13 protein-coding genes are annotated in these 25066 nt (G+C 63.7%); 10 read left to right on the forward strand and 3 right to left on the reverse strand.

The window, feature by feature from the left end; translation table 11 throughout:
• Window positions 1-76 precede the first annotated feature (76 nt).
• The 8 genes from hutI to LB541_RS21485 all read left to right on the forward strand — a co-directional run bounded on the left by hutI (window position 77) and on the right by LB541_RS21485 (window position 17936).
• On the forward strand, window positions 77-1312 hold the full coding sequence (gene hutI / locus LB541_RS21450; RefSeq protein WP_224619537.1) for an imidazolonepropionase: 1236 nt from the start codon (window positions 77-79) through the stop codon (window positions 1310-1312).
• Complete coding sequence (gene hutH, locus LB541_RS21455; RefSeq protein WP_224619539.1) at window positions 1309-2844, forward strand: histidine ammonia-lyase; 1536 nt, start codon at window positions 1309-1311, stop codon at window positions 2842-2844. The genes hutI and hutH overlap by 4 nt, the downstream gene beginning before the upstream one ends.
• 70 nt (window positions 2845-2914) lie before the next feature.
• Window positions 2915-3730, forward strand: coding sequence for an N-formylglutamate deformylase (hutG, locus tag LB541_RS21460; protein ID WP_224619540.1), 816 nt, complete (start codon window positions 2915-2917; stop codon window positions 3728-3730).
• Window positions 3731-3766: 36 nt separating this feature from the next.
• On the forward strand, window positions 3767-5437 hold the full coding sequence (gene hutU / locus LB541_RS21465) for a urocanate hydratase (protein ID WP_140521725.1): 1671 nt from the start codon (window positions 3767-3769) through the stop codon (window positions 5435-5437).
• An 11-nt stretch (window positions 5438-5448) separates the two neighbouring features.
• Window positions 5449-6036, forward strand: a complete 588-nt coding sequence (locus LB541_RS21470) for a HutD family protein (RefSeq protein ID WP_140521727.1) — start codon at window positions 5449-5451, stop codon at window positions 6034-6036.
• A 266-nt stretch (window positions 6037-6302) separates the two neighbouring features.
• Complete coding sequence (locus LB541_RS21475) at window positions 6303-14879, forward strand: GH36-type glycosyl hydrolase domain-containing protein (protein ID WP_140817038.1); 8577 nt, start codon at window positions 6303-6305, stop codon at window positions 14877-14879.
• A gap of 354 nt (window positions 14880-15233) precedes the next feature.
• Window positions 15234-17006 carry a glucan ABC transporter ATP-binding protein/ permease gene (locus LB541_RS21480; RefSeq protein WP_140817041.1) on the forward strand — a complete coding sequence of 591 codons (1773 nt, stop codon included), beginning with the start codon at window positions 15234-15236 and terminating at the stop codon, window positions 17004-17006.
• A gap of 165 nt (window positions 17007-17171) precedes the next feature.
• Window positions 17172-17936, forward strand: coding sequence for a heme ABC transporter permease (locus LB541_RS21485; protein ID WP_224619541.1), 765 nt, complete (start codon window positions 17172-17174; stop codon window positions 17934-17936).
• Window positions 17937-17961: 25 nt separating this feature from the next.
• On the opposite strand, the gene LB541_RS21490 is transcribed toward LB541_RS21485, so the two are convergent.
• Window positions 17962-19020 carry a D-TA family PLP-dependent enzyme gene (locus tag LB541_RS21490; RefSeq protein ID WP_224619554.1) on the reverse strand — a complete coding sequence of 353 codons (1059 nt, stop codon included), beginning with the start codon at window positions 19018-19020 and terminating at the stop codon, window positions 17962-17964.
• 185 nt (window positions 19021-19205) lie between these two features.
• Here LB541_RS21490 and LB541_RS21495 point away from each other — a divergent pair, with 185 nt between their 5' ends.
• Window positions 19206-19892 (forward strand): D-lyxose/D-mannose family sugar isomerase, encoded by a 687-nt coding sequence (locus LB541_RS21495; protein ID WP_224619542.1) that lies wholly within the window; start codon window positions 19206-19208, stop codon window positions 19890-19892.
• A gap of 94 nt (window positions 19893-19986) precedes the next feature.
• On the opposite strand, the gene LB541_RS21500 is transcribed toward LB541_RS21495, so the two are convergent.
• Window positions 19987-20991, reverse strand: coding sequence for a L,D-transpeptidase (locus tag LB541_RS21500; protein ID WP_140673368.1), 1005 nt, complete (start codon window positions 20989-20991; stop codon window positions 19987-19989).
• Between the two features lie 350 nt (window positions 20992-21341).
• The gene (locus tag LB541_RS21505; protein WP_224619543.1) at window positions 21342-21836 is read right to left on the reverse strand and encodes a hypothetical protein; all 495 of its coding nucleotides are present in this window, start codon (window positions 21834-21836) and stop codon (window positions 21342-21344) included.
• 443 nt (window positions 21837-22279) lie between these two features.
• Between LB541_RS21505 and LB541_RS21510 the strand changes: the two genes are divergently transcribed.
• A complete protein-coding gene (locus tag LB541_RS21510) occupies window positions 22280-24640 on the forward strand; it encodes a hypothetical protein (RefSeq protein ID WP_224619544.1) in 2361 nt (786 codons plus the stop codon).
• Window positions 24641-25066: the final 426 nt, after the last annotated feature.

Below are 25066 nucleotides of genomic sequence, written 5' to 3' on the forward strand. Positions count from 1 at the left end.
TTATGATGACAATAGCACTTGCGGTGCTTTTTAATATGTATATACATAACCGCCATCCTTTCAAAGGGAAAATATGATGGCTGGAGAAAGCAGGGGCCGGGCGGCGGCGGTTCGCATATGGCGCAATGCGCGCCTGGCGACTTTTGCCGAAGGGGCAGCAGGGCAGGGCGTCGTCGAAAAGGGCGCCGTCGCCGCGCGTGACGGCACCATCGTCTATGCCGGCGCCGAAGCCGATATTCCGGCGGCGTTCGAGCAGCGTGCCGAGATCGTCGATTGCGAGGGCCGCTGGATCACGCCCGGCCTGATCGACTGCCACACCCATCTCGTCCATGCCGGCGACCGCGCCAACGAGTTCGAGATGCGGCTGGCCGGCGCCACCTATGAGGAGGTCGCCAGGGCCGGCGGCGGCATCGTCTCGTCGGTCAGGGCTTTGCGTGGCGCGGGCGAGGACGAACTGGTCGCTCAGACACTGCCCCGTCTCGATGCGCTGATCGCGGAGGGCGCTACCACCGTCGAGGTCAAGTCCGGCTATGGCCTTGACCTGGAAAACGAGAAAAAGTCGCTGCGCGCGGCGCGCCGTTTGGGCGCCGAGCGCCCGGTGACGATCCGCACGACCTTTCTCGGCGCCCATGCCTTGCCGCCGGAAGCCAAGGGCGACAAGGACGCCTTCATCGATCTCATCACCGCCACGATCCTGCCGGCCATCGCTGCCGACGGGCTTGCCGACGCCGTCGATGGTTTCTGCGAAGGCATCGCGTTTTCGGTCGAGCAGATGGCACGGGTCTTCGAAGCCGCAAAGGCGCTTGGCCTGCCGGTAAAGCTCCATGCCGACCAATTGTCGAACCTGCATGGCGCCGAACTCGCCGCGCGCTATGGCGCGCTGTCGGCCGACCATCTCGAATATACCGATGAGGCAGGCGCGGCGGCAATGGCTGCATCGGGCAGCGTGGCGACGATCCTGCCCGGCGCTTACTATTTTATTCGCGAGACGAAGAAACCTCCGATCGAATTATTCCGCAGGCATGACGTCAAGATGGCCGTCGCCACCGACAACAACCCCGGCACCTCGCCGCTGACGTCGTTGCTCCTGACCATGAACATGGCGGCGACCTTATTTGGCATGACGGTCGATGAATGCCTCGCGGGCGTGACCCGCGAAGCCGCCCGCGCACTGGGTCTGCTCGGACAGACCGGCACGCTGGAGGCGGGGAAATCCGCCGATCTAGCGATCTGGAGCATCGAGCGCCCTGCCGAACTCGTCTACCGCATGGGCTTCAACCCCTTGCACGCGCGCATCTGGAGAGGACAATGACCGAACTCGTACTGAAACCCGGCAACGTGACCCTGGCCGACTGGCGCGCCATCTATCGCGGCGCCGTGCCCAGGCTCGACGATGCCTGCCGGCCAAAGATCAAGGCGAGTGCGGAGGCTGTCGCACGCATCGTCGCCAAGGGCGAGCCGGTCTATGGCATCAACACCGGTTTCGGCAAACTGGCCAGCGTCCGCATTCCTGCCCAGGATCTCGAAACGCTTCAGCGTAACATCGTGCTCTCGCACGCCGCCGGCGTCGGCGAGCCGATGCCGGTCGCTGTTTGCAGGCTTATGATGGCCTTGAAGCTTGCCAGCCTGGCGCAGGGCGCCTCCGGCGTGCGGTCGCGCACCATCGAGCTGCTGGAAGCGATGCTGGCCAACGATGTCATCCCGGTGGTGCCGGCGCAAGGTTCGGTCGGCGCCTCCGGCGACCTCGCGCCGCTGTCACACATGACGGCCGTGATGATCGGCGTCGGCGAATGCTTCACCCCGCATGGCCGCTTCCCGGCCAAGGTCGCCTTCGTGTCGCATGGGCTGGAGCCTGTCATCCTTGGCGCCAAGGAAGGGCTGGCGCTGCTTAACGGCACGCAATTCTCGACCGCCTACGCGCTGGCGGCCCTGTTCGAGGCCGAGGTTCTCTACCAGTCGGCACTGGTCGCGGGTGCATTGTCCACCGACGCAGCGAGGGGCTCGGACGCCCCCTTCGATCCGCGCATCCATCTCTTGAGAAGGCATCGCGGCCAGATCGAGACGGCGGATGCGCTGCGCAATCTGATAGCCGGCAGCGCCATCCGCGAATCGCACCGCGTCGGCGACGAACGCGTACAGGATCCCTATTGCCTGCGCTGCCAGCCGCAGGTGATGGGGGCGGCCCTCGACGTGTTGCGCAAGGCGGCCGACACGCTCGGCACGGAAGCCAATGGCGTCACCGACAATCCCTTGATCTTCGCCGAGGACGACACGGCCTTGTCGGGCGGCAATTTCCATGCCGAACCGGTGGCTTTCGCCGCCGACATGATCGCACTCGCCGTCTGCGAGATCGGCTCGCTGTCGGAGCGTCGCATTGCCATGCTGGTCGACCCGGCGCTGTCGGGCATGCCGGCCTTTTTGACGCCGAAGCCGGGCCTGAATTCCGGTTTTATGATCCCGCAGGTGACGGCGGCAGCGCTGGTTTCCGAAAACAAGCAGAAGGCCTATCCAGCAAGCGTCGATTCGATACCGACCTCGGCCAACCAGGAGGATCACGTTTCGATGGCGGCGCACGGTGCGCGCCGGCTGATCGGCATGGTCGAGAACGCCACGGCCGTCATCGGCATCGAGTTGCTGGCCGCGACCCAGGGCTGCGATTTCCACGCGCCGCTCGCTTCCAGCACCGCACTCGAAGCGGTGCGCAAATTGGTCAGGGCGGAGGTGCCGCATCTCGACAACGACCGGCATTTCCATCCCGACATGGAGAAAGCCATCGCCATGGTGCGCAGCGGTGCAGCGGTGAAGGCGGCGAGCGCGGTGGCGCTGCCGGGAATTGCCTCATGAGAATGCTTGGCATGGTAGGTTGCGTTCCTTCTCATCCCAGCCGTAGAGCTCCAACCTGCGGAGGCCTCGCATGACACCTCCTTGGCTGACGGTAAAACAAGGCACCGCGCCGCTGCTGGTTTCCATGCCGCACACCGGCATCGATCTCGCCGGTCTCGACAACCGGCTGGTCTCGAGCTGGCTTGGCCAGCGCGACTGCGACTGGTGGATCGACAAGCTCTATGATTTCGCCGCAGGTCTTGGCGCCACCGTCGTGCACACCGCCATCTCGCGCACCGTCATCGACGTCAATCGCGATCCGTCAGGCGCCTCGCTCTACCCTGGTCAGGCGACGACCGGGCTGTGCCCGACCGAAACCTTCGACGGCGATCCGCTCTACCGTACAGGCGAGGAACCGGGGCCGTCGGAAATCGACGAGCGCCGCCGAAAATTCTTCATGCCCTATCATGCCGCGCTCCAGGCCGAGATCGACCGGCTGCGCGGATTGCATGGCAAAATCGTCCTCTATGACTGCCACTCGATCCGCTCTGTGCTGCCGCGCCTGTTCGATGGCACGCTGCCGGTCTTCAATCTCGGCACCAATGACGGCAAGAGCACGGATCCGGCGCTGCAGGAAAAGGTCGCCGGGATCCTGGCCGAGACCGGCGAGACCTTCGTGGTCAATGGCCGCTTCAAGGGCGGGTGGATCACGCGCCATTTCGGCCAGCCGCAAAACGGCGTCCATGCGCTGCAGATGGAACTGTCCAACCGCGGCTACATGCGAGAGCCCGAAGGCAAGGGCGCGCCCGACAACTGGCCGGTGCCTTACGACGCCGCCTTCGCCGCGCCGATCCGCGCCACGCTGAGATCCATCCTCGAGACCGCGATTTCGTGGGTCGAGAGCTGACGCCTCGCCGCACTCATCTGAAAGGGAAGTGACGACATGACCGATCCTCGCCACAACATCCGCGAAGTGCGCAGCCCCCGCGGCGACAAGCTCAATGCCAGGTATTGGACGACCGAAGCGCCGCTGCGCATGCTGATGAACAATCTCGATCCCGATGTCGCCGAAAATCCCAACGAACTGGTGGTCTATGGCGGCATCGGCCGGGCGGCGCGCACCTGGAACGATTTCGACCGCATCGCCGCTTCGCTGAAGACGCTTGGCGAGGACGAGACGCTGCTGGTGCAGTCCGGCAAGCCGGTCGGCGTCTTCCGCACCCATCCGGACGCGCCGCGCGTTTTGATCGCCAACTCCAATTTGGTGCCGCATTGGGCGACCTGGGAGAAATTCAACGAGCTCGATAGGAAAGGCCTGATGATGTACGGCCAGATGACGGCCGGCTCGTGGATCTATATCGGCACGCAAGGCATCGTGCAGGGCACCTACGAGACCTTCGTCGAAGCCGGACGCCAGCACTATGGCGGCGATCTCAGGGGCAAATGGATCCTGACTGGCGGCCTCGGCGGCATGGGGGGCGCCCAGCCTCTCGCGGCCGTCATGGCCGGCGCCTGCTGCCTGGCCGTCGAATGCGATCCCGACCGCATCGATTTCCGGCTGCGCACCCGCTATGTCGACGAGCGTGCCGATACGCTTGACGAGGCGCTGGAGAAGATCGCGCGCTGGACCAGGGCAGGCGAGGCGAAGTCGGTCGGCCTGGTCGGCAACACCGCCGATATCGTGCCCGAGCTGGTGCGGCGCGGCGTGCGCCCCGATATGGTCACCGACCAGACTTCGGCGCACGATCCGTTGAACGGCTATCTGCCCAAGGGCTGGACGCTGGCCGAGTGGCGCGAGAAGCGCACGTCCGACCCGAAAGCAGTCGAGAAAGCCGCCCGCGCCTCGATGCGCGAGCATGTCGAGGCGATGGTGGCCTTCTGGAACGCCGGCGTGCCGACGCTCGACTACGGCAACAACATCCGCCAGGTCGCCAAGGAAGAAGGCTTCGAGAACGCCTTTGCCTTCCCAGGCTTCGTGCCGGCCTATATCCGGCCGCTGTTCTGCCGCGGCATCGGCCCCTTCCGCTGGGCGGCCCTTTCCGGCGATCCGCAGGACATCTACAAGACCGACGCCAAGGTGCGCGAACTGACGCCCGGCAACACCCATTTGCACAACTGGCTGGACATGGCGCGCGAGCGCATCGCCTTCCAGGGCTTGCCGGCGCGCATCTGCTGGGTCGGCCTCGGCGACCGCCACCGGCTGGGCCTCGCCTTCAACGAGATGGTCGCCAAAGGCGAACTCAAGGCGCCTGTCGTCATCGGCCGCGACCATCTCGATTCCGGCTCGGTCGCCTCGCCGAACCGCGAGACAGAGGCGATGAAGGACGGCTCGGATGCTGTTTCCGACTGGCCGCTGCTCAACGCTCTGCTCAACACGGCATCGGGCGCTACCTGGGTGTCGCTGCACCATGGCGGCGGTGTCGGCATGGGCTTTTCCCAGCATGCAGGCATGGTCATCGTCGCGGACGGCACGCCTGAGGCAGCCAGGCGCCTGGAGCGGGTGCTGTGGAATGATCCGGCGACCGGCGTCATGAGGCACGCCGACGCCGGCTACGACATCGCCATCGATTGCGCCAGGGAGCATCAGCTCAATTTGCCCGGCATTCTGGGATAGTAGGCCGACCGATGCGCGTCCTGCGGGCAGCCGAATACAAATCGATGCCGTGGAAGAACGGCGGCGGCGTGACGACGGAAATCGCCGTCTCGCCGGCCGATGCCGGGCTCGACACCTTCGATTGGCGTGTCTCGATGGCCCGCGTCGAAGGCAGCGGGCCGTTCTCCAGCTTTGCCGGCATTGACCGCACCCTGTCGGTATTGGAAGGCGAGGGGATCATTCTTGATGTCGCCGGCGAGCCGCCGGCGTGCCTGACCGCCGCTTCAGCGCCGTTTTCCTTTCCAGCCGACCGGCCGACCAGTGCCGAACTGATCGCCGGTCCGATCACCGATCTCAACGTGATGACCCGGCGTGGCCGCATGAGGCATTCCGTCGAACGCCTCGTAATGTCGAACCCTTTGGAAATCGGGATTGAAAGCAGAGCGACCCTCGTCCTGTGCCTGGGTGGGGAAGTCTTGGTTTCCGCCGCAGAGCCTATTCGCCTTAGCCACCTCGACGCACTCCTGACTGCCTCAGCCACAGCTGGCCTGCGCATCAAGCCCATCGACCACCCGACAGTATTCGTGGTCCGGATCGATGGCATTCGACCCAACGATTAACGCTTGTTTCCAAACATGATCGTGATGCCGGCGAAATATAGGGTAAGCTCCAGCCGGGATCACGAAAAAGCCTGAATCCTTTCCGTCGATCGGTCTCGGCGGGAGTGAGGAGTGTTCGTCTTTGAAACTGTCGAAAGACGATGCCTTGTCGTGGTGCGGAAACAATTTTCGGCAGAAGCTGGGCATGCAACCAATTGCATTTGAATCGGTTTTAGGGCCATTGCCGTGGCGGTGACGCCGCTGAGTGCCCGCTTACGGAATTTTCAATGAATATTCAGACGAATCCAGCACAAATCGAAAAGACCAGCGCGAGCTTCCCGCCCATCACGGAAGAACCGATAAGATCCATTTTCCTGCCGGAGGAACGCCTTCGGCTGCTCGGTGAAAGCCTGGCCAAGGGCGATCTCGCGGATCTGTTCGGCCTGACGCCATTCGATTTCCAGGCCCGCATCCGCGACAGCGCCAAGAAGATCCTCGAAGTCTACCGTTCGACCAACGCCGCGCAGGCGAGGGGCGAGACCATCACGCCCGCGGCGCAATGGCTGCTCGACAACAACTATCTGGTCGAGGAAACCATTTTCCAGGTCAAGCGCGACCTGCCGCGCCGCTTCTATCGTCAACTGCCGACGCTGAAGCTGCCGGACGGCGGCGGCGTGCCGCGCGCGCTGGCGCTGGCCTGGACTTATGTGGCGCATTCCGACAGTTCCGTCTCCGCGACCATGTTCAAGGCCATCGTCCAGGGCTTCCAGTCGGTCGAGCCGCTGAAGATCGGCGAACTCTGGGCGCTGCCGTCGCTGTTGCGCTTCGTTCTGATCGAAAATCTTCGCCGCCTTGCGGTCAGGGTCAACCGCACCCGGCAGATGCGCCAGATCGCCAATGATGTCGCCGACAAGGTGCTGGCGACCGACGATACCCGCGACCGGCAAGCGATCCTGGCCAATTTCAGCGCGCACGCCCAGGACACCACCTTTGCCACGCAACTGCTCTACCGCTTGCGCGACGGCTCGCAGAATGCAGGCAAGGCGCTGGAGTGGCTGGAAGGCGAACTCGAGAAGACCGGCTCGGACGCCGAGGAAATCATCATTTCCGAGCATCATACGCTGTCCAGCGGCAATGTGACGACCGGCAACATCATACGCGGCCTGCGTCTCATCAACGATATCGACTGGACGGTGTGGTTCGAGGGCGTCAGCCGTATCGACACGGTGCTGCGCGAGCGCACCGACTTCGCCGCGCTCGATTTCTTCTCGCGTGACCAGTACCGGACCGCGATCGAAGAGCTGGCCCGCCGCTCGAATCTGTCGGAATATCGCGTCGCCGAAAAAGCGATCGAACTGGCCGGCCAGATCACCAACGAAATTGCATCCGCCGCCGACGGCGCAGATGGCCTTGCGGCTCCTTTAGCGCACACGGATGTCGGTTTTTTCCTTGTCGGGCCACGCCGGCTGGAGCTGGAAAAGGCGATCGGCTACCGACCGACCGTCAGTCAGACCGTCAAGCGCACCTTTGCCAAGACCGGATGGCTGGGCATCGTCCTGCCGGTCTTTGCGCTGACCGTGCTGCTGCTGGTGGTGTCCGGCAATGCCCTTGCCAATCTCGGCCTGTCTGTGCCTTCGATCGTCTTGATGCTGGCGCTGTTTGCCGTGCCGGCCAGCGAAGGCGCGCTCGCTTTCTTCAATACCGTTGTCTCGCTGTTCCTCAAGCCGACGCGCCTTATCGGCTATGACTACAGGCACGGCGTGCCGTCCGAGGCACGCACGCTGGTGGTGGTGCCGTCGCTGATCGGCTCGCGCGACGACGTCGAGGAAAACATCCGCAACATCGAAGTGCACTACCTCGCCAATCTGGCGGACGAGATCCACTTCGCCCTGCTGTCGGACTGGCCCGACAGCAAGACCGAGATCGACGCGGCCGACACCGAGATTCTCGAATTCGCCCGTGACGAGATCGCCCGCCTCAACGCCCGCTATCCCGCCGAAGGCGCGCCGCGCTTCTATCTCCTGCACCGGCGCCGGCTCTATAATGCCGCGCAGGGATGCTGGATGGGCTGGGAGCGCAAGCGCGGCAAGCTGCACGAGCTTGACCTGCTGCTGCGCGGCGACAGCGACACCACCTTCCTGCCGCTCGATGTGCCGCTGCCGGAAAAAGTCGTTCACGTAATGACGCTCGACGCCGACACGCGCACCACCCGCGATGCGGTCGCTACGCTTGTCGGCAAGCTCTGCCACCCGCTCAACCGACCGCATTTCGATGCCACCAGGCGCGTCGTCACCTCGGGCTACACGATCCTGCAGCCACGTATCACCGCTTCGCTGACCAGCGGCGACGAGGCGTCGTTCTTCCAACGGGTCTTCTCGGCCAATCGCGGCCTCGATCCTTATGTCTTTGCGGTGTCCGACCTGTACCAGGACGTCTTCGGCGACGGTTCCTTCACCGGCAAGGGCCTCTACCACGTCGATGCCTTCGAGGCCGCGTTGCAGGGCCGCATCGAGGAAAACACCATCCTCAGCCACGATCTGCTCGAAGGCGCGCTGGCGCGTTCTGCGCTCGTCACCGACGTCGAACTGGTCGAGGATTACCCGACCCGCTATTCGGTCGACGCCTCGCGCCACCATCGCTGGGCGCGCGGCGATTGGCAGCTCCTGGGCTTCATCCTCGATCCGCGCTCCGGCGTCCCGGCGCTGTCGCGTTGGAAGATGGTCGACAATCTGCGCCGCTCGCTGACGCCGATCTTCTGGGTGATGGCGGCGATCGCCGGCTGGACGCTGCTGCCCTTCACGCAGGCAGCACAATGGCAGGCATTGCTGATCCTCAGCCTGTTCATGGCGCCCACTTTCGACGTCGTCAACGCCATACTGCCCAAGAGCGGTGACCAGACGCCGCGCGGCCATTTCTCCGCGCTGGCGCGCGACGTGGCCTTCGGCACCGCCATGGTGGCCTTGAAGATCGTGCTGATGGCGCATAACGCCTGGATGATGGGCGACGCCATCGTGCGCACGCTCTACCGGCTGTTCGTCTCCCGGCAGAACCTGCTGGAATGGCGCACCGCCTCGCAGGCGCACAAGGCCGGCGACAACGACATCGGCTCCTACTACGGCATGATGTACGGCGCCGTGATCATCGGCTTCGTCGGCCTCGCCATTCCGGTGCTGGCCGATTCCACCGGCGCCTTCGTCGCCTTTTTCTTCGCTCTGTTCTGGATCGGCTCCCCGGCGATCGCCAGCTGGATCAGCCGCTCGGCCGAGACCGAGGACCGGCTGCGCATCTCGCAGGCCGACATCCATGCGCTGCGCACCGTGGCGCGCCGCACCTGGCACTATTTCGAAACCTTCGTCACGGCGGAGCATCATCACCTGCCGCCGGACAATTTCCAGGAGAGCCCGGCGCCGGTGGTCGCGCCGCGCACCTCCCCGACCAATATCGGCGTCTATCTCCTATCGGTCGTCTCGGCTCGCGATTTCGGCTGGATCAGCCTGTCCGACGCCATCACCCGCATCGATGCCACCATGACGACCATAGAGAGCATGCCGCGCAACCGCGGCCATCTCTTCAACTGGTACGACACCACCACACTGAAGCCGCTCTATCCGCTCTACATCTCGGCTGTCGACAGCGGCAATCTCGCCGGCCATTTGGTGGCGGTGGCGGCGGCCTGCGCCGAATGGGCCGAGGCGCCGTCCGTTCATCTCCAGGGCGATTTCGAGGGCATCCTCGACACAGTGACCATCCTCGGCGAGAGCCTGGATGAGCTGCCCGACGACCGCCGTCAGCTGCGGCCGCTGCGCCAGCGCCTTGCCGACCGCCTCGACGGCATGCGGCGCGCCGTCGACACCATCAAGGCGCAGCCGGAAATGGCCTCGATCCGCACCATCAATTTGGCTGTGCTGGCCGGCGAGATCCGCAAGCTCGCCACCGCCATCCACACCGAGGCGGCATCGCCACAGAGCGATGTCATCGTCGACTGGGCGGCCAGGCTCGAAGCGACCTGCGAGGCGCATGTCCACGACGCCCACAGCGACGACAACGCGGTCGAGGCGCTGCGGGCCAAGCTGCTCACCCTGCGCGAGCGCACGCGCCGCTTCGCCTTCGAGATGGAGTTCTCGTTCCTGATGCGGCCGGAGCGCAAGCTGCTGTCGATCGGCTACCGGGTCGAGGAGCACCAGCTCGACGAGAGCTGCTACGATCTTCTGGCCTCCGAGGCGCGGCTGACCAGCCTGTTCGCCATCGCAAAGGGCGACCTGCCGACTGAGCACTGGTTCCGGCTTGGCCGGCCGATCGTCGAGATCGGCTTCCAGGGCGCGCTGATGTCCTGGTCCGGCTCGATGTTCGAGTATCTGATGCCGCCGCTGGTGATGAAGGAACCGCAAGGTTCGATTCTCAACCAGACCAGCAAGCTGATCATCAAGCGCCAGATCCAGTATGGCCGTCAGAAGAATGTGCCCTGGGGCATTTCGGAAGCGGCCTACAATGCCCGCGACCGCGAGCTGACCTACCAGTACACCAATTTCGGCGTGCCCGGTCTCGGGCTGAAGCGCGGTCTTGGCCAGAACACGGTGATCGCGCCTTACGCCACCGTGCTGGCTGCGCAATTCAACCCGCGCGAAGCGGTGCAGAACCTAGCGCGACTCCGGGAGCTCGGCGCGCTTGGCCGCCATGGTTACTACGACGCCGTCGATTTCACGCCGCAGCGCGTGCCGGAAGGCACCGATCACGTCGTCGTACAGAACTACATGGCCCACCATTCCGGCATGTCGATCGCGGCGGTCGCCGACGCCATTTTCGAGGGTCGCCTGCGCGACCGTTTCCACAGCGATCCGGTCATCGAGTCGGCCGAACTTCTGCTCCAGGAGAGGGCGCCGCGCGACATCCCGACCGCGACCGTCAGGACCGAGGCGGACGAACGGGCGAAGGACGAGACCGAAACCGAGAGTCCCGACACCCGCATCGTGCTCGATCCTGTGCGGGCGCTGCGTTCGACCAACGTGATGTCGAACGGCCGCTATTCGGTGATGGTCACCGCGACAGGCTCCGGCTACAGCCGGTGGGGCGATCTGTCCGTCACGCGCTGGCAGCCGGATCCGACCGAGGACCGGCTTGGCTCCTACATCTTCTTGCGCGACGCAGGCAGCGGCGACTGGTGGTCGGCGACGGCGGAGCCGAAGCGCGCGGCCGAGGAGCGCACCCAGACGCTGTTCTCCGACGACAAGGCGAGCTTCGTCAAACTGGTCGGCACGCTGCGCTCCGAGGTCGAATGCATCGTCATCTCGGAAGGCAATGGCGAAGGCCGCCGCGTGACGCTGTTCAACGAGGGACCGACCGACCGTCACATCGAAGTGACCTCCTTCGCCGAGCTGGTGCTGGGCCTGGAGGTATCCGACAACGCCCATCCCGCCTTCTCGAAAATGTTCGTGGAGACCGAAATTGCCCCCAACAATGGGGCGATCTTCGCCACGCGGCGCAAGCGCGAGACCAGCGAGCCAGACGTGACGATGGTGCATTTCGTCACCGACCCGTCCGGTCCGGCGCGCGACGCCGAAGCCGAGACCGACAGGCGCGCCTTTATCGGCCGTGGCCGCACCATCGTCGACGCTGCGGCTTTCGATCCGGGCGCCCGGCTTGGCGGCCATTCCGGCTTTACCCTCGATCCGGTCGCTTCGCTGCGCCGCCAAGTGCGCGTGCCCGCCAACAAGAAGATATCGCTGACCTTCTGGACCGTCGTCGGTTCCAACCGCGCGGAGCTGGAGGAGGCCATTGCCCGGCTCGACCACCCGGAGAGCTTTGCCCGCCAGGCCATGCTCGCCTGGACGCGCAGCCAGGTGCAGACCCGGCATCTCGGCCTCAGCCTGGCCGACGCCGCCAACGTACAGAAGCTGGCGCGCTACCTGATCTATCCGGATCCATTCCTGCGCCTGCCGGCAGAATCCATCGCTTCGGGACTGGGCAAGCAGTCGAGCCTGTGGCCGACCAGCATCTCGGGCGATTTCCCGATCTTCCTGGTCAGGATCGGCGACGTCGCCGATCTCGAAATCGTCGCGCAGGCACTGCGTTTCCAGGAATACATGCGCACCCGTGGCATGATGATCGATTTCGTCGTCGTCAACGAACAGGCCTCCTCCTATGTGCAGGACCTGCAGCGGGCGGTCGAATCCCTATGCGAGAACAGCCGTTTGCGCGGCAAGGAGCTCGGACCGCGCCAGCACATATTCGCCGTGCGCCGCGACCTGATGGACGAGACCACCTACAAGACGCTGCTTGCGGTTGCCCGCGTGGTTCTGCACACGCGCAACGGCACCATCTTCGATCAGATCGAGCGGGCCGAGGTGGCGGCCTTGCAGGCGCGCGATGCCCAGCAGCCGGCGGCATTGCCTGAATTGGCGTCTATGACACATTCCTTTGGCTCGCAGGCCCTGGCGGCGGACGGGCACGGGCTCAGCCAATGGAACGGGTTCGGTGGTTTCGAGGGCGACGGGCGGCATTATGTCGTGCGCCTGGCCGGCCGCAGCACCACGCCCCAGCCCTGGATCAATGTTATTTCCAACGCCTCGTTCGGCTTCCACGTCTCCGCCGAAGGCGCTGCCTTCACCTGGAGCCGCAACAGCCGCGACTACCAGCTGACGCCGTGGTCGAACGATCCGGTTTCGAACCGGCCCGGTGAGGGCATCTATATCTATGATCACGCCAGTGGCCGGGCATTCTCGCCGCTCGCCGCCGTGGTGCGCGATCCGTCGATGACTTACGAGACGTGGCACGGCCAAGGGTTCTCCACCTTCCGGTCGAAGCGCGGCTCATTGTCGATGGACCTCACCCATGTCGTCGACCCGGTCGACCCGGTGAAGATTTCCCGCCTGCGCATCCAGAATGCCGGCCCGACGCCGGCCAGGCTGCGCGTCTATGCCTATGCCGAATGGGTGCTGGGCGGACATCGCTCGCGCACGGCGGCGACCATCGTTCCGTCGCGCGATGCCGCCACCGGCGCCTTGCTGGCACAGAACCCCTACGGGCTCGATTTCGGGGAGCGCGTCGCCTTCCTCGCCGCCGATGACGGCGTGCATTCGGTGACAGCAGACCGGACTGAATTCCTGGGCCGGCACGGCACCAGCGAGTTTCCGCAGGCGGTGCTGAGCGGCGCGGGACTGTCAGGCCGCGTGGAGGCCGGCGACGATCCCTGCGCTGCAATCGCCCGCGACATCGATGTTCCGGCCGGCGGCGACGTCACGCTGTTCTGGCTGCTCGGGGACGCTGGCTCGGCCGCGGAAGCGAGCGCCCTGGTGCGCAAGCATCGGGGTAGGGATTTCGACCAGCGTCTGGCCGACAACGAGCGCGAGTGGCGCGGCTTCCTCGACACCATCCAGGTCGAAACGCCGGACAAGGCGCTCGACGCCATGGTCAACCACTGGCTGCCCTACCAAAGCCTCGCCTGCCGCATCCGCGCCCGCTCTGCCTTCTATCAGGCCAGCGGCGCCTTCGGCTTCCGCGACCAGTTGCAGGACACGCTGGCTCTGCTGGCGCACGATCCCAAACTGGCGCGAGACCAGATCCTCAACGCGGCGCGTCGGCAGTTCCCTGAAGGCGACGTGCAGCATTGGTGGCTGCCGCGCACCGGGGCGGGCGTGCGTACGCTGATCTCCGACGACGTAGTCTGGCTCGCCCATGCCACCGCGCGCTACCTGCTGGTGACGGGTGACGCCACCATCCTGAAGGAGCAGCTGCCCTTCATCGATGGACAGCCGCTCGGCGAGGGCGAGCACGATGCTTTCTTCACGCCCGAAATTTCGAAAAAGACGGCGTCCCTCTACGAGCATTGCGCGCGTGCGCTCGATCTTGCCATTACGCGCAGCAGTCCCGCCGGGCTGCCGCTGATCCTCGGCGGCGACTGGAACGACGGCATGAACCGCGTCGGCGAGCAAGGCAAGGGCGAGAGCGTCTGGCTCGGATGGTTCCTGCTGCGGACGCTGGGCGACTTCGCCGCCGTGGCCAAGACCGAGGGTGATGCCAAGCACGCGCAGGCCTGGGCAAAGCATGCCGACGCGCTGAAACGCGCGCTGGAGAGCACGGCGTGGGACGGCGAATGGTATCGGCGCGGCAGTTTTGACGATGGCACGCCGCTCGGTTCGCGCTCATCCCAGGAGTGCAGGATCGACTCCATCGCCCAGTCCTGGAGCGTGCTCTCGGGCGAGGGCGATCCGGCGCGTTCGACGACGGCGATGCAGCAGGCGACCAAGCTGCTCGTCGACGACGAACTCAAGATCCTCAAGCTGTTCACGCCGCCCTTTTCGAAGACGAAGAAGGACCCGGGATACATCAAGAGCTACCCGCCGGGCGTTCGCGAGAATGGCGGCCAGTATACTCATGCCGCCACCTGGTTCGTCATCGCGCTGGCCGAAATGGGGCTGAACGACGAAGCCTATCGCTGCTTCTCGATGCTGAACCCGGTCAACCACGCATTGGACGAGGCCTCGGCAGAGCGCTACCGCGTCGAGCCCTACGTGGTTGCGGCCGATATCTACGCCGGCGACGGCAATGCCAGCGACAACAAGGGCGGCCGCGGTGGCTGGACGTGGTACACGGGCTCGGCGGGCTGGCTGTACCGGGCGGCGGTCGAAGGCATTCTCGGCATCGAGCGGCGTGGAAAGCAGATCACGTTTAGGCCGAAACTGCCCAGCCATTGGGATGGCTACGCCGCCACGCTCAAAATGCTGGGGGCCGAAGTCACGGTGCGTGTCGTCCGCGACAAAAAGACCAAGTCGATCTCGCTTGAAGTTGATGGTTCGAAGACGAAATCCGCGTCTTTCCAACCGAAGGCTGGTAGCAAGGTCGAAGTTGTCGTGAAGATACCCTCGTAAAATCAACAGCTTCAACCCTGTCCCGCGCATCCTCCGGAATGCGCGGGATAGTCTTTTGTCTATTTGCAGATCTCCGCTTGGGCAGCCGACGGATCCGGTCGGGCCATGCCGGGCAAGATCGCCGTGATTAAAAATGTGGCAGCGCTCAGCGGCTGCCATGATTTTGCCGCAAGGCTGACATTTCACCTTTTATCTCAACCCGTTAGGTGATCACGTGAGATTTCGCATCGTCGTCATCTTTTGTTCGCTAAACGGGAACGGAAGGGATAGACGGGCATTGTTTTGCGACGCGTTAACCGATACGTGTCAAGAAATGGTGCGGTGCACAATAAATGTTTTGGCGGAGTAGCTGAAGTGTCCCTTCTGCAAATCTACTGGCGAGCGCTCGGTTATTTGGCAGCTGACAGGAAACGCGTGGCGCTGATCTGCTCAGCCAATGTCGCGCTGGCCATCATCGCCATCCTGGAGCCGATCATGTTCGGTCGCGTGATCGACGCGATTTCCGCACACGGCTCCGTCTTTTCGACGCTCGCCCTCTGGGCCGGCCTCGGCGCCTTCAACATCATCGCGTTCGTTCTTGTGGCGCGCGGCGCCGACCGCTTCGCCCACGCCCGGCGCAGCGAAGTGCTCTGCGACTCCTTCGAGCGCGTCATCACCATGCCGCTCGCTTGGCATCATCAGCGCGGCACGTCCAATTCCCTGCACACGCTGCTGCGTGCCGTGGAGACCTTGTTTAGTCTCTGGCTCGAATTCATGCGCCAGCATCTGTCCACGGCCGTCGCGTTGTTCCTGCTGATCCCGACCGCGCTCAGCATGGACGTGCGCATGTCGATGGTGCTGCTGGCTCTCGGCGTGCTCTATGTCGGCATCGGCCGGCTGGTGATGAAGCGGACCAAGGCGGGCCAGGCCGCCGTGGAGCGCCACTATCACACCGTATTCGCCCATGTGACGGACTCGGTCAGCAACGTCGCCGTTTTGCAGAGCTACAACCGCCTCGGCCATGAGGCCGATACGCTGCGCCGCTACGTCAAGAACCTGCTCGATGCGCAGAACCCTGTGCTCGACTGGTGGGCCATGGCCAATGCGCTGCATCGCCTGTCGTCGACGATTTCGATGATGGTGGTGCTTTTGATCGGCGCCTATCTGGTCACCCACGGCCAGCTGCGCATCGGCGACGTCATCGCCTTCACCGGTTTTGCAACGCTGCTGATCGCACGTCTCGACCAGATGTCGGCATTCGCCAACCAGATTTCGGAGGCCCGCGCCAAGCTCGAGGATTTCTACCATCTCGAGGACTCGGCGGCCGACGCCGCCGAACCGGACGGGCTGCGCGATCTCACTAACGTCACCGGCCATGTCCGCTTCGAGAATGTCGGCTTCGAATTCGCCAATTCGGGGCAGGGCATCCACGACGTCTCCTTCGAGGTCCAGGCGGGCCAGACCGTAGCCATCGTTGGGCCGACCGGCGCCGGCAAGACCACGCTCATCAATCTGTTGCAGCGCGTCTTCTCGCCGTCCACCGGCCGTATCCTGATCGACGGCATCGACACCCGCACCGTGACCCGCAAGTCGCTGCGCCATTCGATCGCCACCGTGTTCCAGGATGCGGGCCTGCTCAACCGCTCGATCGAGGAAAACATCCGCGTCGGCCGCTCCGATGCGACCAACGACGAGATCCATGCCGCCGCCGACGCGGCTGCCGCACAGGACTTCATCCTGGCCAAGAGCAATGGCTACGACACGGTGGTCGGCGAACGCGGCGGCCAGTTGTCTGGCGGCGAGCGCCAGCGCATCGCCATTGCCCGCGCCGTGTTGAAGGATGCTCCGATCCTGGTGCTGGATGAGGCGACCAGCGCCCTCGACGTCGAGACAGAGGACCGCGTCAAGGAAGCGATCGACGAATTGCGCCGCGACCGCACCACCTTCATCATCGCCCACCGCCTGACCACCGTCCGCGACGCCGATCTGGTCGTGTTCATGGACAAGGGCAGGGTGGTCGAAATGGGCGGCTTCGCCGAGCTGTCGCTGCGCAACGGCCGTTTCGCCAGCCTGCTGCGCGCCGGCGGCCTGCTCAACGACGAAGAGGTCCGCCGCCTCAGCCGCTCGATACAGGGCGAGGCCGCCTGAGCGGGTTCTTTTACCTCCCCCCGTGGGAGGTCGGACCGAAGGTCCGGTCGGGGAGCGCCGCCGTCCTCACCCCGCTGCTTCGCAGCAACCCCCCAAGGGGAGGTGACAAGGCCTGCGACACTCCCTCGATTGCCCCAGACGCATAGCCGGGCTATTTAAAGCGGCATGAGCGACAGCACTTCACGCCTGAGCGGCTGGACCGATCTTGCCAACCCGACACGGTTCGTGGCGCTTGCCGACCGGGTGGTGCCGTGGCTGGCGACGATTGCGGCGCTGACCCTTGCCGCCGGCCTCTATATGAGCTTCACCGCGCCCGAGGACTTCCAGCAAGGCATCACCGTCCGCATCATGTACATCCATGTGCCTTTCGCCTGGTTGGCCATGATGTGCTACACGCTGATGGCGCTCTCGGCGCTCGGCACATTGGTCTGGCGCCATCCGCTGGCCGATGTCGCACTGAAATCGGCGGCCCCCATAGGTGCCGTCTTCACCGCGCTGGCGCTGGTCACCGGTTCGATTTGGGGCAAGCCGATGTGGGGCACCTGGTGGGTATGGGACGCGCGGCTGACTTCGGTTTTCGTGCTCTTCCTGATGTATCTCGGCATTATCGCGCTGACCCGCGCGCTCGATGACGCCGGCCGCGCCGCCTGGGCCGCCGCCATCATCACGCTGGTCGGCTTCATCAACATCCCGATCATAAAGTTCTCGGTCGATTGGTGGAACACGCTGCACCAGCCGGCCTCGGTATTCCGCATGGGCGGCTCGACCATCGACCCCTCGATGCTGTGGCCGCTGCTGGTGATGGCCATTGGCTTCACGGTGCTGTTCTTCGCGCTGCACCTGATGGCGATGCGCACCGAAATCCGCCGGCGGCGGGTGATTGCGATGCGAAGGGTCGCGGCCCGGCAGGCGGAGCGTCAGCCGGCTTGATTTCACCCGCGCCTGGCGAGAGAAGTCATCCCATCAGCCCGCGCGCTGCCACCGGCAGGGTTTCCAGCACCGTCTCGCCGTCGATCAAATTGACCTCGTTGAACAGGTTGGTGACCACGCAGCAATGATCGGGCACCACGCGCACGCGCTCGCCGATGCGAAGCTTGCCATCACCTGACAGTGTGACCGTGCCGTGTTCCTCGCTCAGGCCGGTCACCCGCGCTCCCGCAACGCCGAGCAACTCGCCGAAATCGGCGAGCCCCAGCGTGTCGCTCGACAGCGCCTTGCTGCCGGCGTCGAGGATGGCACGCGTCCGCGTCGGATGGCTGACCACGGTCGACAACACGCTCAGCGCGCAATCGTCGAGGCTGCCGACGCCCTTGGCGACCTGGTAGCGGTCGAGATAGATGTAGGTGCCGGGCCGGTATTCCGTGATGACGCTGTCTTCGCCCGACCGCCACATGTCGGGCGTGCCGCCGCTGGAGATGCGCGCGCAGGCAAGGCCGCAGGCGGCCAGCGCCTGCCTGGCGCCGGCGAGCCAGGCCTCGGCCTCCGCCGCACGGCCCGCGGCCGGATAGGTCATCAGCCCGCCGAGGGCGAGGCCCTTGGCCGTGTCGATCTGTCTTGCCAGCCCAACCGCTTCACCAGCCGTCTGCACGCCGCAACGCCCCATGCCGGTGTCGCATTCGACCAGGACCGGCAGGGGATTGCCGGCATCGGTGAAGGTGGCGGCCAGCCCGTCGATCGTCTCCACGCTGTCCGCCGTCACCGACAGGGTTACGCGCATGTGCAGCGCCTTCAGCCGCTCCAGCTTGGCGCGGCCAAGAATGTTGTAGGGGAGAAAAATGTCGGTCAGCCCGGCATCGGCCATCACCTCGGCCTCGCCGATCTTCTGGCAGGTGATGCCGACCGCGCCCGCGGCGACCTGCTTCTTCGCCCAATAGGGCAGCTTATGCGTCTTGATGTGCGGCCTGAGCTTCAACCCGTGGCGGTCGGCATGCGCTTGCGCGCGGGCAATATTGGCTTCGGCGCGCGCTGCGTCGATCAGGATCGATGGCGTATCGAGGTCGTGAATGGTCGGCATCATCTGTCACCCTGTGGAATCCGCAGCGGTTATGGCCTTGAAACCGCCTTATGTCACGCGGCCAGCCGAGCGGACCCGTGGTTCCATGCGGCCACGCCGCAAGCCGGGGCGGGCAATACGGATCGACACCGCATCGGCGTTCGGCTATGCGACTTATCGGAAAAGCCGACACGAGGACCACGATCATGAAACGCTCCGTCATCAACGACATCATCCGCGAAGCCGACGCTTTCATCCGCTCGTTCGGCTACATCATGCCGCCCTTCGCCTATTGGTCGCCGGTAGAGATGAAGGCGCGCCAGGTCGATTCCTCTGCGATCTTCACCTCACGGCTCGGCTGGGACATCACCGACTACGGCCAGGAAAAGTTCAAGGAGCTCGGCCTGTTCCTGTTCACCGTGCGCAACGGCCGCTACGAGGACATGAAGAAGGGCATGGGCATGCTCTATGCCGAGAAGATCATGATCTCGCGCAAGGACCAGTTGTCGCCGATGCACCGCCACAACATCAAGGCCGAGGACATCATCAACCGTGGCGGCGGCAAGCTGGTGCTGGAACTGTTCATGCACGATCGCGACGGCGGCATCGATCCCAAGGCCGAGGTGTCGGTGCCTGTCGACGGCACCATCCACCGGTTGCCGGCGGGCGGGCTGCTGAAGCTCGATCCGGGCCAGAGCGTCACGCTGCTGCCCGGCGTCTGGCATGCCTTCTGGGCCGAAGGCAAGGACGTACTGATCGGCGAGGTGTCGACCGTCAATGACGATCTCACCGACAATGTATTTCGCGAGCCGATCGGTCGCTTCTCAAACATCGACGAGGACGTCGCCCCGCTGCACCTGCTGGTGTCCGACTATGAGAAGTGGCTGGGGTAACTTCGCAGTAAACTGAGGCGCCGGCCGGCTAACGGCCAAGGCCGGCAGCGCCTCAATGGCAGCAGCCAAGTGAAAGTGAGTCCCCCGGTTGCCTCTACGGCGATCCCTGGTCGATCGATCCCACCGCTTCGCCGGTGAAGATGACCTTCGTGCCCTCGTGCACTTCGGAGGCGAGGTCTTCGGCGTCCCAATTGGTCAGCCTGATGCAGCCATGCGAGAAGGTTTTCCCGATCTTGCTCGGGTCCGGAGTCCCGTGAATGCCGTAACTTTCGATGGACAAATCAATCCACACCGATCCCACCGGATTGTTTGGCCCGGCGGCGATCGTGAAGGGGCGCTTGGTCCTGACCCCCTTGAAGGCGAAGTCGGGATCGTAGTGATAGGTCGGGTTGTGCACCACGCGTTTGACCTCTGCCTGGCCGCTCGGCGCCGGCTTCTCCTGGCTGCCGATCGAGGCGGGGTACACCGCAAGCACTTTGCCGGACGGGTCGAGCACGCGAAGCTGGCGCGCGCCCTTGTCGACCTCGACCTCAGCAACACCCGCGGGCGGATCGCCTCGGGTGACGGCAGGCACCAGCACCTTTTGCCCGGCCTTCCTGAAGCCGACGCCAGGGTTGAGCCGTTGAAGCAACTGTTGGCTGACGTGGAAGCGCTCCGCTATTTTTTCCGCCGCGTTGTGGTAGCCGAGCCTGCGCAGGCGGGCCATTTTCTCCATGCGCGCCGGAATTCGCCTGGTAAACGGTCCGCGCACATCCTTGCGCGTCAGCTCGTACGTCTCGAGCGCCGGGCTCGGGGAGGTCGCGACCAGCTTGTCCCAGGTCTGGCGGGTGAGCTTACCATCGGCGGGCAGCCCGTTGGCTGCCTGAAACGCCCGGACCGCCTTGGCGAAGTTCTCTGCTGCGCGGCCGTCGATCAGGCCCGGCGAGAAGCGCGCGCGATCCAGAAGGATCTGTGCCTTCAGCACGGTCGCACTGACGCCTTTTGCTTCGCTGTCGTCGAATTGCGCGTTGTTGACGGCTGCGACGTCCAGCTTTGCCGCCGCCGATACGTCACATGCCATGGCGAGCACGACAGCCGCGACGAGAAGGAGCCTGGTCATCGACGTCACACTCCTGCATGAGCACCTGCTTCTATGACGTTGCAGGGCCGATCTGGTTCCATTCCCCCCTGCATTTGAGCCGCGATCACCGACCGCCAGTATGAGGAATACGGATCGGGACGTCCGGCGGTCGCGCGGATGCATGTGATGATAGACTTAACGGCAAGAACTCGGCGCCGGCTGCACGCTCGTCCTGCACAGGCATGACGAGCTGATTGGTACATCCGTCTTGGCCAACCTTGCTTGCAGCGCCGGCAACGCCTCGCTTCGCCGCGCCGTGTCAGGCATTCCACCAGCCCGTGCAGCGCCTATGGCAACGCCGGGCTCACCCGCACCGGTGTCGAACGCCATTAACTGCCAGGCCTGCCCTTGTTTTGTTTGCGGGCATAGACGACGCATGCGTCGACGGCGCTGACACACAGCCCATCGCGGCGGTTTGGAAGGTTGTTGTCGCCCGCATAGGCGACCTCAGCCACACGGCCCTCGACGATGCGAACCTGTGTGTTGCAATAACCTCCCGGAGCGACATTCAACGACCCGCCGACGGAAGGGATGGGGCCCACCGCGAAGGTAGGAAGCACGACATTGACATTGCCCCGCTGCACCGCGCGCTCATAGCTCCAGATTTGCCCCGATGCTCCTTCGTCGGCGGTGGCGGTGGGGAACCCCGCGCACATTCGCAGGTCCGCTTCGCTGAGGCCGACCATTTCCTTTTGGGCGGCAGCCGTTGTGGGATCCTCTTTCGCAAGCTTGGACGTATCGTCGGGAACGACGCAGGACCAGAGCGCGCCCGTGCCGGTGAGAAGAAACAGGATAGCCGGTAGTCGAATCCCGCGAGACGCCAAAACCGCTCTCCGATCTGCTGGATTGTTCGCCCGCCCTTCACCGAGGTAAGAGGCCGATATTTCAACCCGTGATGATCGGGCTGCCTGTTCGATCGCGAGACGGCGGATCAGGCTGGTTGGTCTGGTGCGGACGGTGGGAGTGAAGCTGGCTGGGGTTCTTGGAAGCTTTTCGAACTTTCTGCCATGCTGCACCAGCCGAATTGCGCGTGCTCACTAGCGAGGCCGGGACATGAAAAACTGCCACGACGGGATGGGATCACGCACTCACTGCGGTAAGTCGAAAGAGGTCCGGCGTGGCGCTTTTTGGGTTCCTCGTCATGCTCGTATAGCCCTTGCGACATTTCTGTAAGACGCATGCGCTTTGGTCCTTCCAAGCGACAAGAATCGCGTATGTGCGTGCACTCCTCCACCCACCGTCACTGACGAACCCCTCGCTTGCCCGCATGACTGAAACTTCGCATACCAGACTGCTCTCCCGCAAAATCTCTGATTACTGTCGTATCCGGCTCGACCCTCTGTTCCCCCCTCAAGAAAGCGCGCGCATCAGGGCCTATCTACTCAACCTCATCGCCCGGGCTGAAACACCGCCCCGAAAAATCCGCGGTTATGATTGGCAAGAGATCGGCATTCTTTGCGGTCTCGACGATAAGACGATTCGATCTGCCCGGACCGCAATCGAACCAGCATTGGGTGCGATCGATCGAAATACGAAAACTGCGCCGAAGTGGGCGACCGTCGCGGGCCGCTCCAGCACTAAACCGGAGCGTCGTGCGCGGGAACATCCGCAGCCGCTGGCAGGGAAATCGCCAGCTCCAATTCGTCATAAAAAGCTCGAGAGGTTGCAGCCGGAAGCTGCTGTAGACCGGCAGAAGCCCGGCATAAAACCGCGCACTATTGAGGAATTCCCGGAACCGCTTTTCGAGCAGCAGTCTGATCCACAAACCTTTCACGCAGCACTGGATTTCCAGATGCGCCGTCATGGCGACAGCTATTGGCATCTCCATCGCGCTGTTGTCAGAGACTACGAGAGTCTAGACCGCTCGACAATTCGCCACTGGCTGCAGGGATCAAAATCGCCGCGGAGCGTGGCGAGCATGGAAGTACTCGCTCGGATCGAGCGTCGTTATCGTCTTTCGGTAGGGTATTTCAAAGCGAAACTCCCGCTCCAGACGCGCTCGGCCTCCGGCCACATTCTCGATGATATCGGCCCGGCTGAACGCCGTCGGCTCGCATGGCACTTGCCTGACGACTTCAACACGCGTCGTTCCGAGGAACAGGAAGAGATCCTGGAATGGGTTAAGCGCGTAGTCATAAGCGGGTCAACTGATTACCGGAAATTCCAGGCGGCTGCGCTGAAACAGCGCTACGCCATCCGTTTCCCGGGCATCACATATGGTCAGTCAGATGTTGCGAATGACGGCTATCGCGTCCGGCGCGAGCACCGTGACGATGATGGTGCTCCGTTCACCGACCCCGACTTGATGTCCGGCGTCATAGACGCCCCTTCTGCGCTTGCGATGGAAATGGCGGATCTGATCCGCTTCAAAACCGCGACACTCACTGCGTTCGGTCTACAGCGCAACGGTGTATGGGGCGAGGAAACGGCATCGCAGAAGGTTGAGCATCTCGGTTTGATGTTCGGTGCTTTGGCCGCGCATCCACGCGGCCCGGTACGCGGCTATGGCGTGCCGACGCAGCATTTGACTTTCGGCCTGCTCGTCTTCCCCTCTGTCTGGGATTGGTATGTTCAATGGCGCGAGAGACGGCGCGGGTTCTACACCGCATGGGAGGTGGACATGCTGCGAATTTCGCTCGCGCTCACCCGCAAGGAGACGGGCTGGCTCAGGCAGCAACCTCATCTGGCGTCGCGGGTCCGCCCCATCAATGGACTGGTATCACAGACCGACATTGATCGCGCCCGCAGCGATTGGGAGGACGCGTGCGATGTCTACTTCAAGCATGCCTCCTCCCGCGTGAAGGAGATTCAGCGGATCGCGCGTGTGCATCGTGATCCTTTTGAACCAATCATGCCTGTGCTGGAGGCCGATAGCCCAGTGGGCGAGTATCGAAAGATCACTGAAGAAATTCTCCGGCTCATGCCAGATGAACGCATTCATGGCCGTCCTGCGGCAGAGGCAGTCCGCTCGTTCCTGATGCTTCGGTTCGGGCTGCATCTCGGGTTACGGCAGAAGAATCTGCGTCAGCTGATGGTCAGTGAACGCGGGAGACTGCCGCGGACTGAGCGCCAGCTAGCCGACATGAAGCGGGGCGAACTCCGCTGGAGCGAACGCGAAAGGGGCTGGGAGGTGCTTATTCCATCAGTCGCTTTCAAGAACGCGAACTCAACCTTTTTCGGGAGTAAGCCATTTAGGCTCGTCCTGCCGAACTTAGGCGGTCTGTACGAGCACATCGACGCGTACATCGACCGGCATCGCCGTGTCCTGCTTGGAGGAGCGGAAGACCCCGGCACCTTCTTTATCAAAACGGTGAAGGTGACGAGTAAGGATGCGGCATACGATCGAAACACGTTCTATGAGGCGTGGCGCCTGACCATCCAGCGATATGGCATCTACAATCCCTATACTCAACGCGGCGCGATCGCCGGCCTTCTCCCTCACGGCCCGCACAATGTTCGCGACGTGCTGGCAACGCATATCCTGAAGCAGACCGGGTCATATGAGCAGGCCAGCTACGCAATCCAGGATACACCCGACATGGTGGCGCACCATTACGGGCGTTTTTTGCCGCAAGACAAAGCTGCCCTTGCTGCGCGGATTTTGAATCAGGTCTGGCAGGCGGCCTAAAAGGCATCAAACAGGGCGACTATGCGCCTCCGTCGATTTGGCCATCCTGATGGGGCCTGATATGTCAATGAATCAGCTAGTTGCGAGATGTTGTGTGCAAAAATCGCGCACGAAAGTTCTGCTCCCTTCTCTTTCGTTCCCACGACGATGCCGCCGACAGCACTTTTGGACACTCTTCTTCCGTCGATACTAACTGCCTGGGGTTCTTCGAATCTGTTCCGCTGTGGTGCAACCTTGATCCAAGTACCGAAGGGGTTGGAGTCGGTAGAGGGACACCGCCAATACAGTGCGGCCACTGAATTCGTTTGCTAACTCGACTCCTTTGCAAGTTATGGGGCGGTTTGCAGCCTTAAATCGCGTCCCGCAACCACTTTCGTCATAATACCCTAACCGTCCGGTCACCAGGGGGCGGGTTGCGTTTCGGGG

Source organism: Mesorhizobium sp. BR1-1-15, assembly GCF_020165475.1.
In the GTDB taxonomy this organism is placed as follows: Bacteria; Pseudomonadota; Alphaproteobacteria; order Rhizobiales; family Rhizobiaceae; genus Mesorhizobium.

Bases quoted from the DNA above. Each gene is read 5' to 3' on its own strand.
- LB541_RS21485 (WP_224619541.1), top strand. From the start codon at position 17,172: ATGAGCGACAGCACTTCACGCCTGAGCGGCTGGACCGATCTTGCCAAC.
- LB541_RS21495 (WP_224619542.1), top strand. From the start codon at position 19,206: ATGAAACGCTCCGTCATCAACGACATCATCCGCGAAGCCGACGCTTTC.
- LB541_RS21500 (WP_140673368.1), bottom strand. From the start codon at position 20,991: ATGACCAGGCTCCTTCTCGTCGCGGCTGTCGTGCTCGCCATGGCATGT.
- LB541_RS21510 (WP_224619544.1), top strand. From the start codon at position 22,280: ATGACTGAAACTTCGCATACCAGACTGCTCTCCCGCAAAATCTCTGAT.
- hutU (WP_140521725.1), top strand. From the start codon at position 3,767: ATGACCGATCCTCGCCACAACATCCGCGAAGTGCGCAGCCCCCGCGGC.
- LB541_RS21490 (WP_224619554.1), bottom strand. From the start codon at position 19,020: ATGCCGACCATTCACGACCTCGATACGCCATCGATCCTGATCGACGCA.
- LB541_RS21470 (WP_140521727.1), top strand. From the start codon at position 5,449: ATGCGCGTCCTGCGGGCAGCCGAATACAAATCGATGCCGTGGAAGAAC.
- LB541_RS21475 (WP_140817038.1), top strand. From the start codon at position 6,303: ATGAATATTCAGACGAATCCAGCACAAATCGAAAAGACCAGCGCGAGC.
- hutG (WP_224619540.1), top strand. From the start codon at position 2,915: ATGACACCTCCTTGGCTGACGGTAAAACAAGGCACCGCGCCGCTGCTG.
- hutI (WP_224619537.1), top strand. From the start codon at position 77: ATGGCTGGAGAAAGCAGGGGCCGGGCGGCGGCGGTTCGCATATGGCGC.
- hutH (WP_224619539.1), top strand. From the start codon at position 1,309: ATGACCGAACTCGTACTGAAACCCGGCAACGTGACCCTGGCCGACTGG.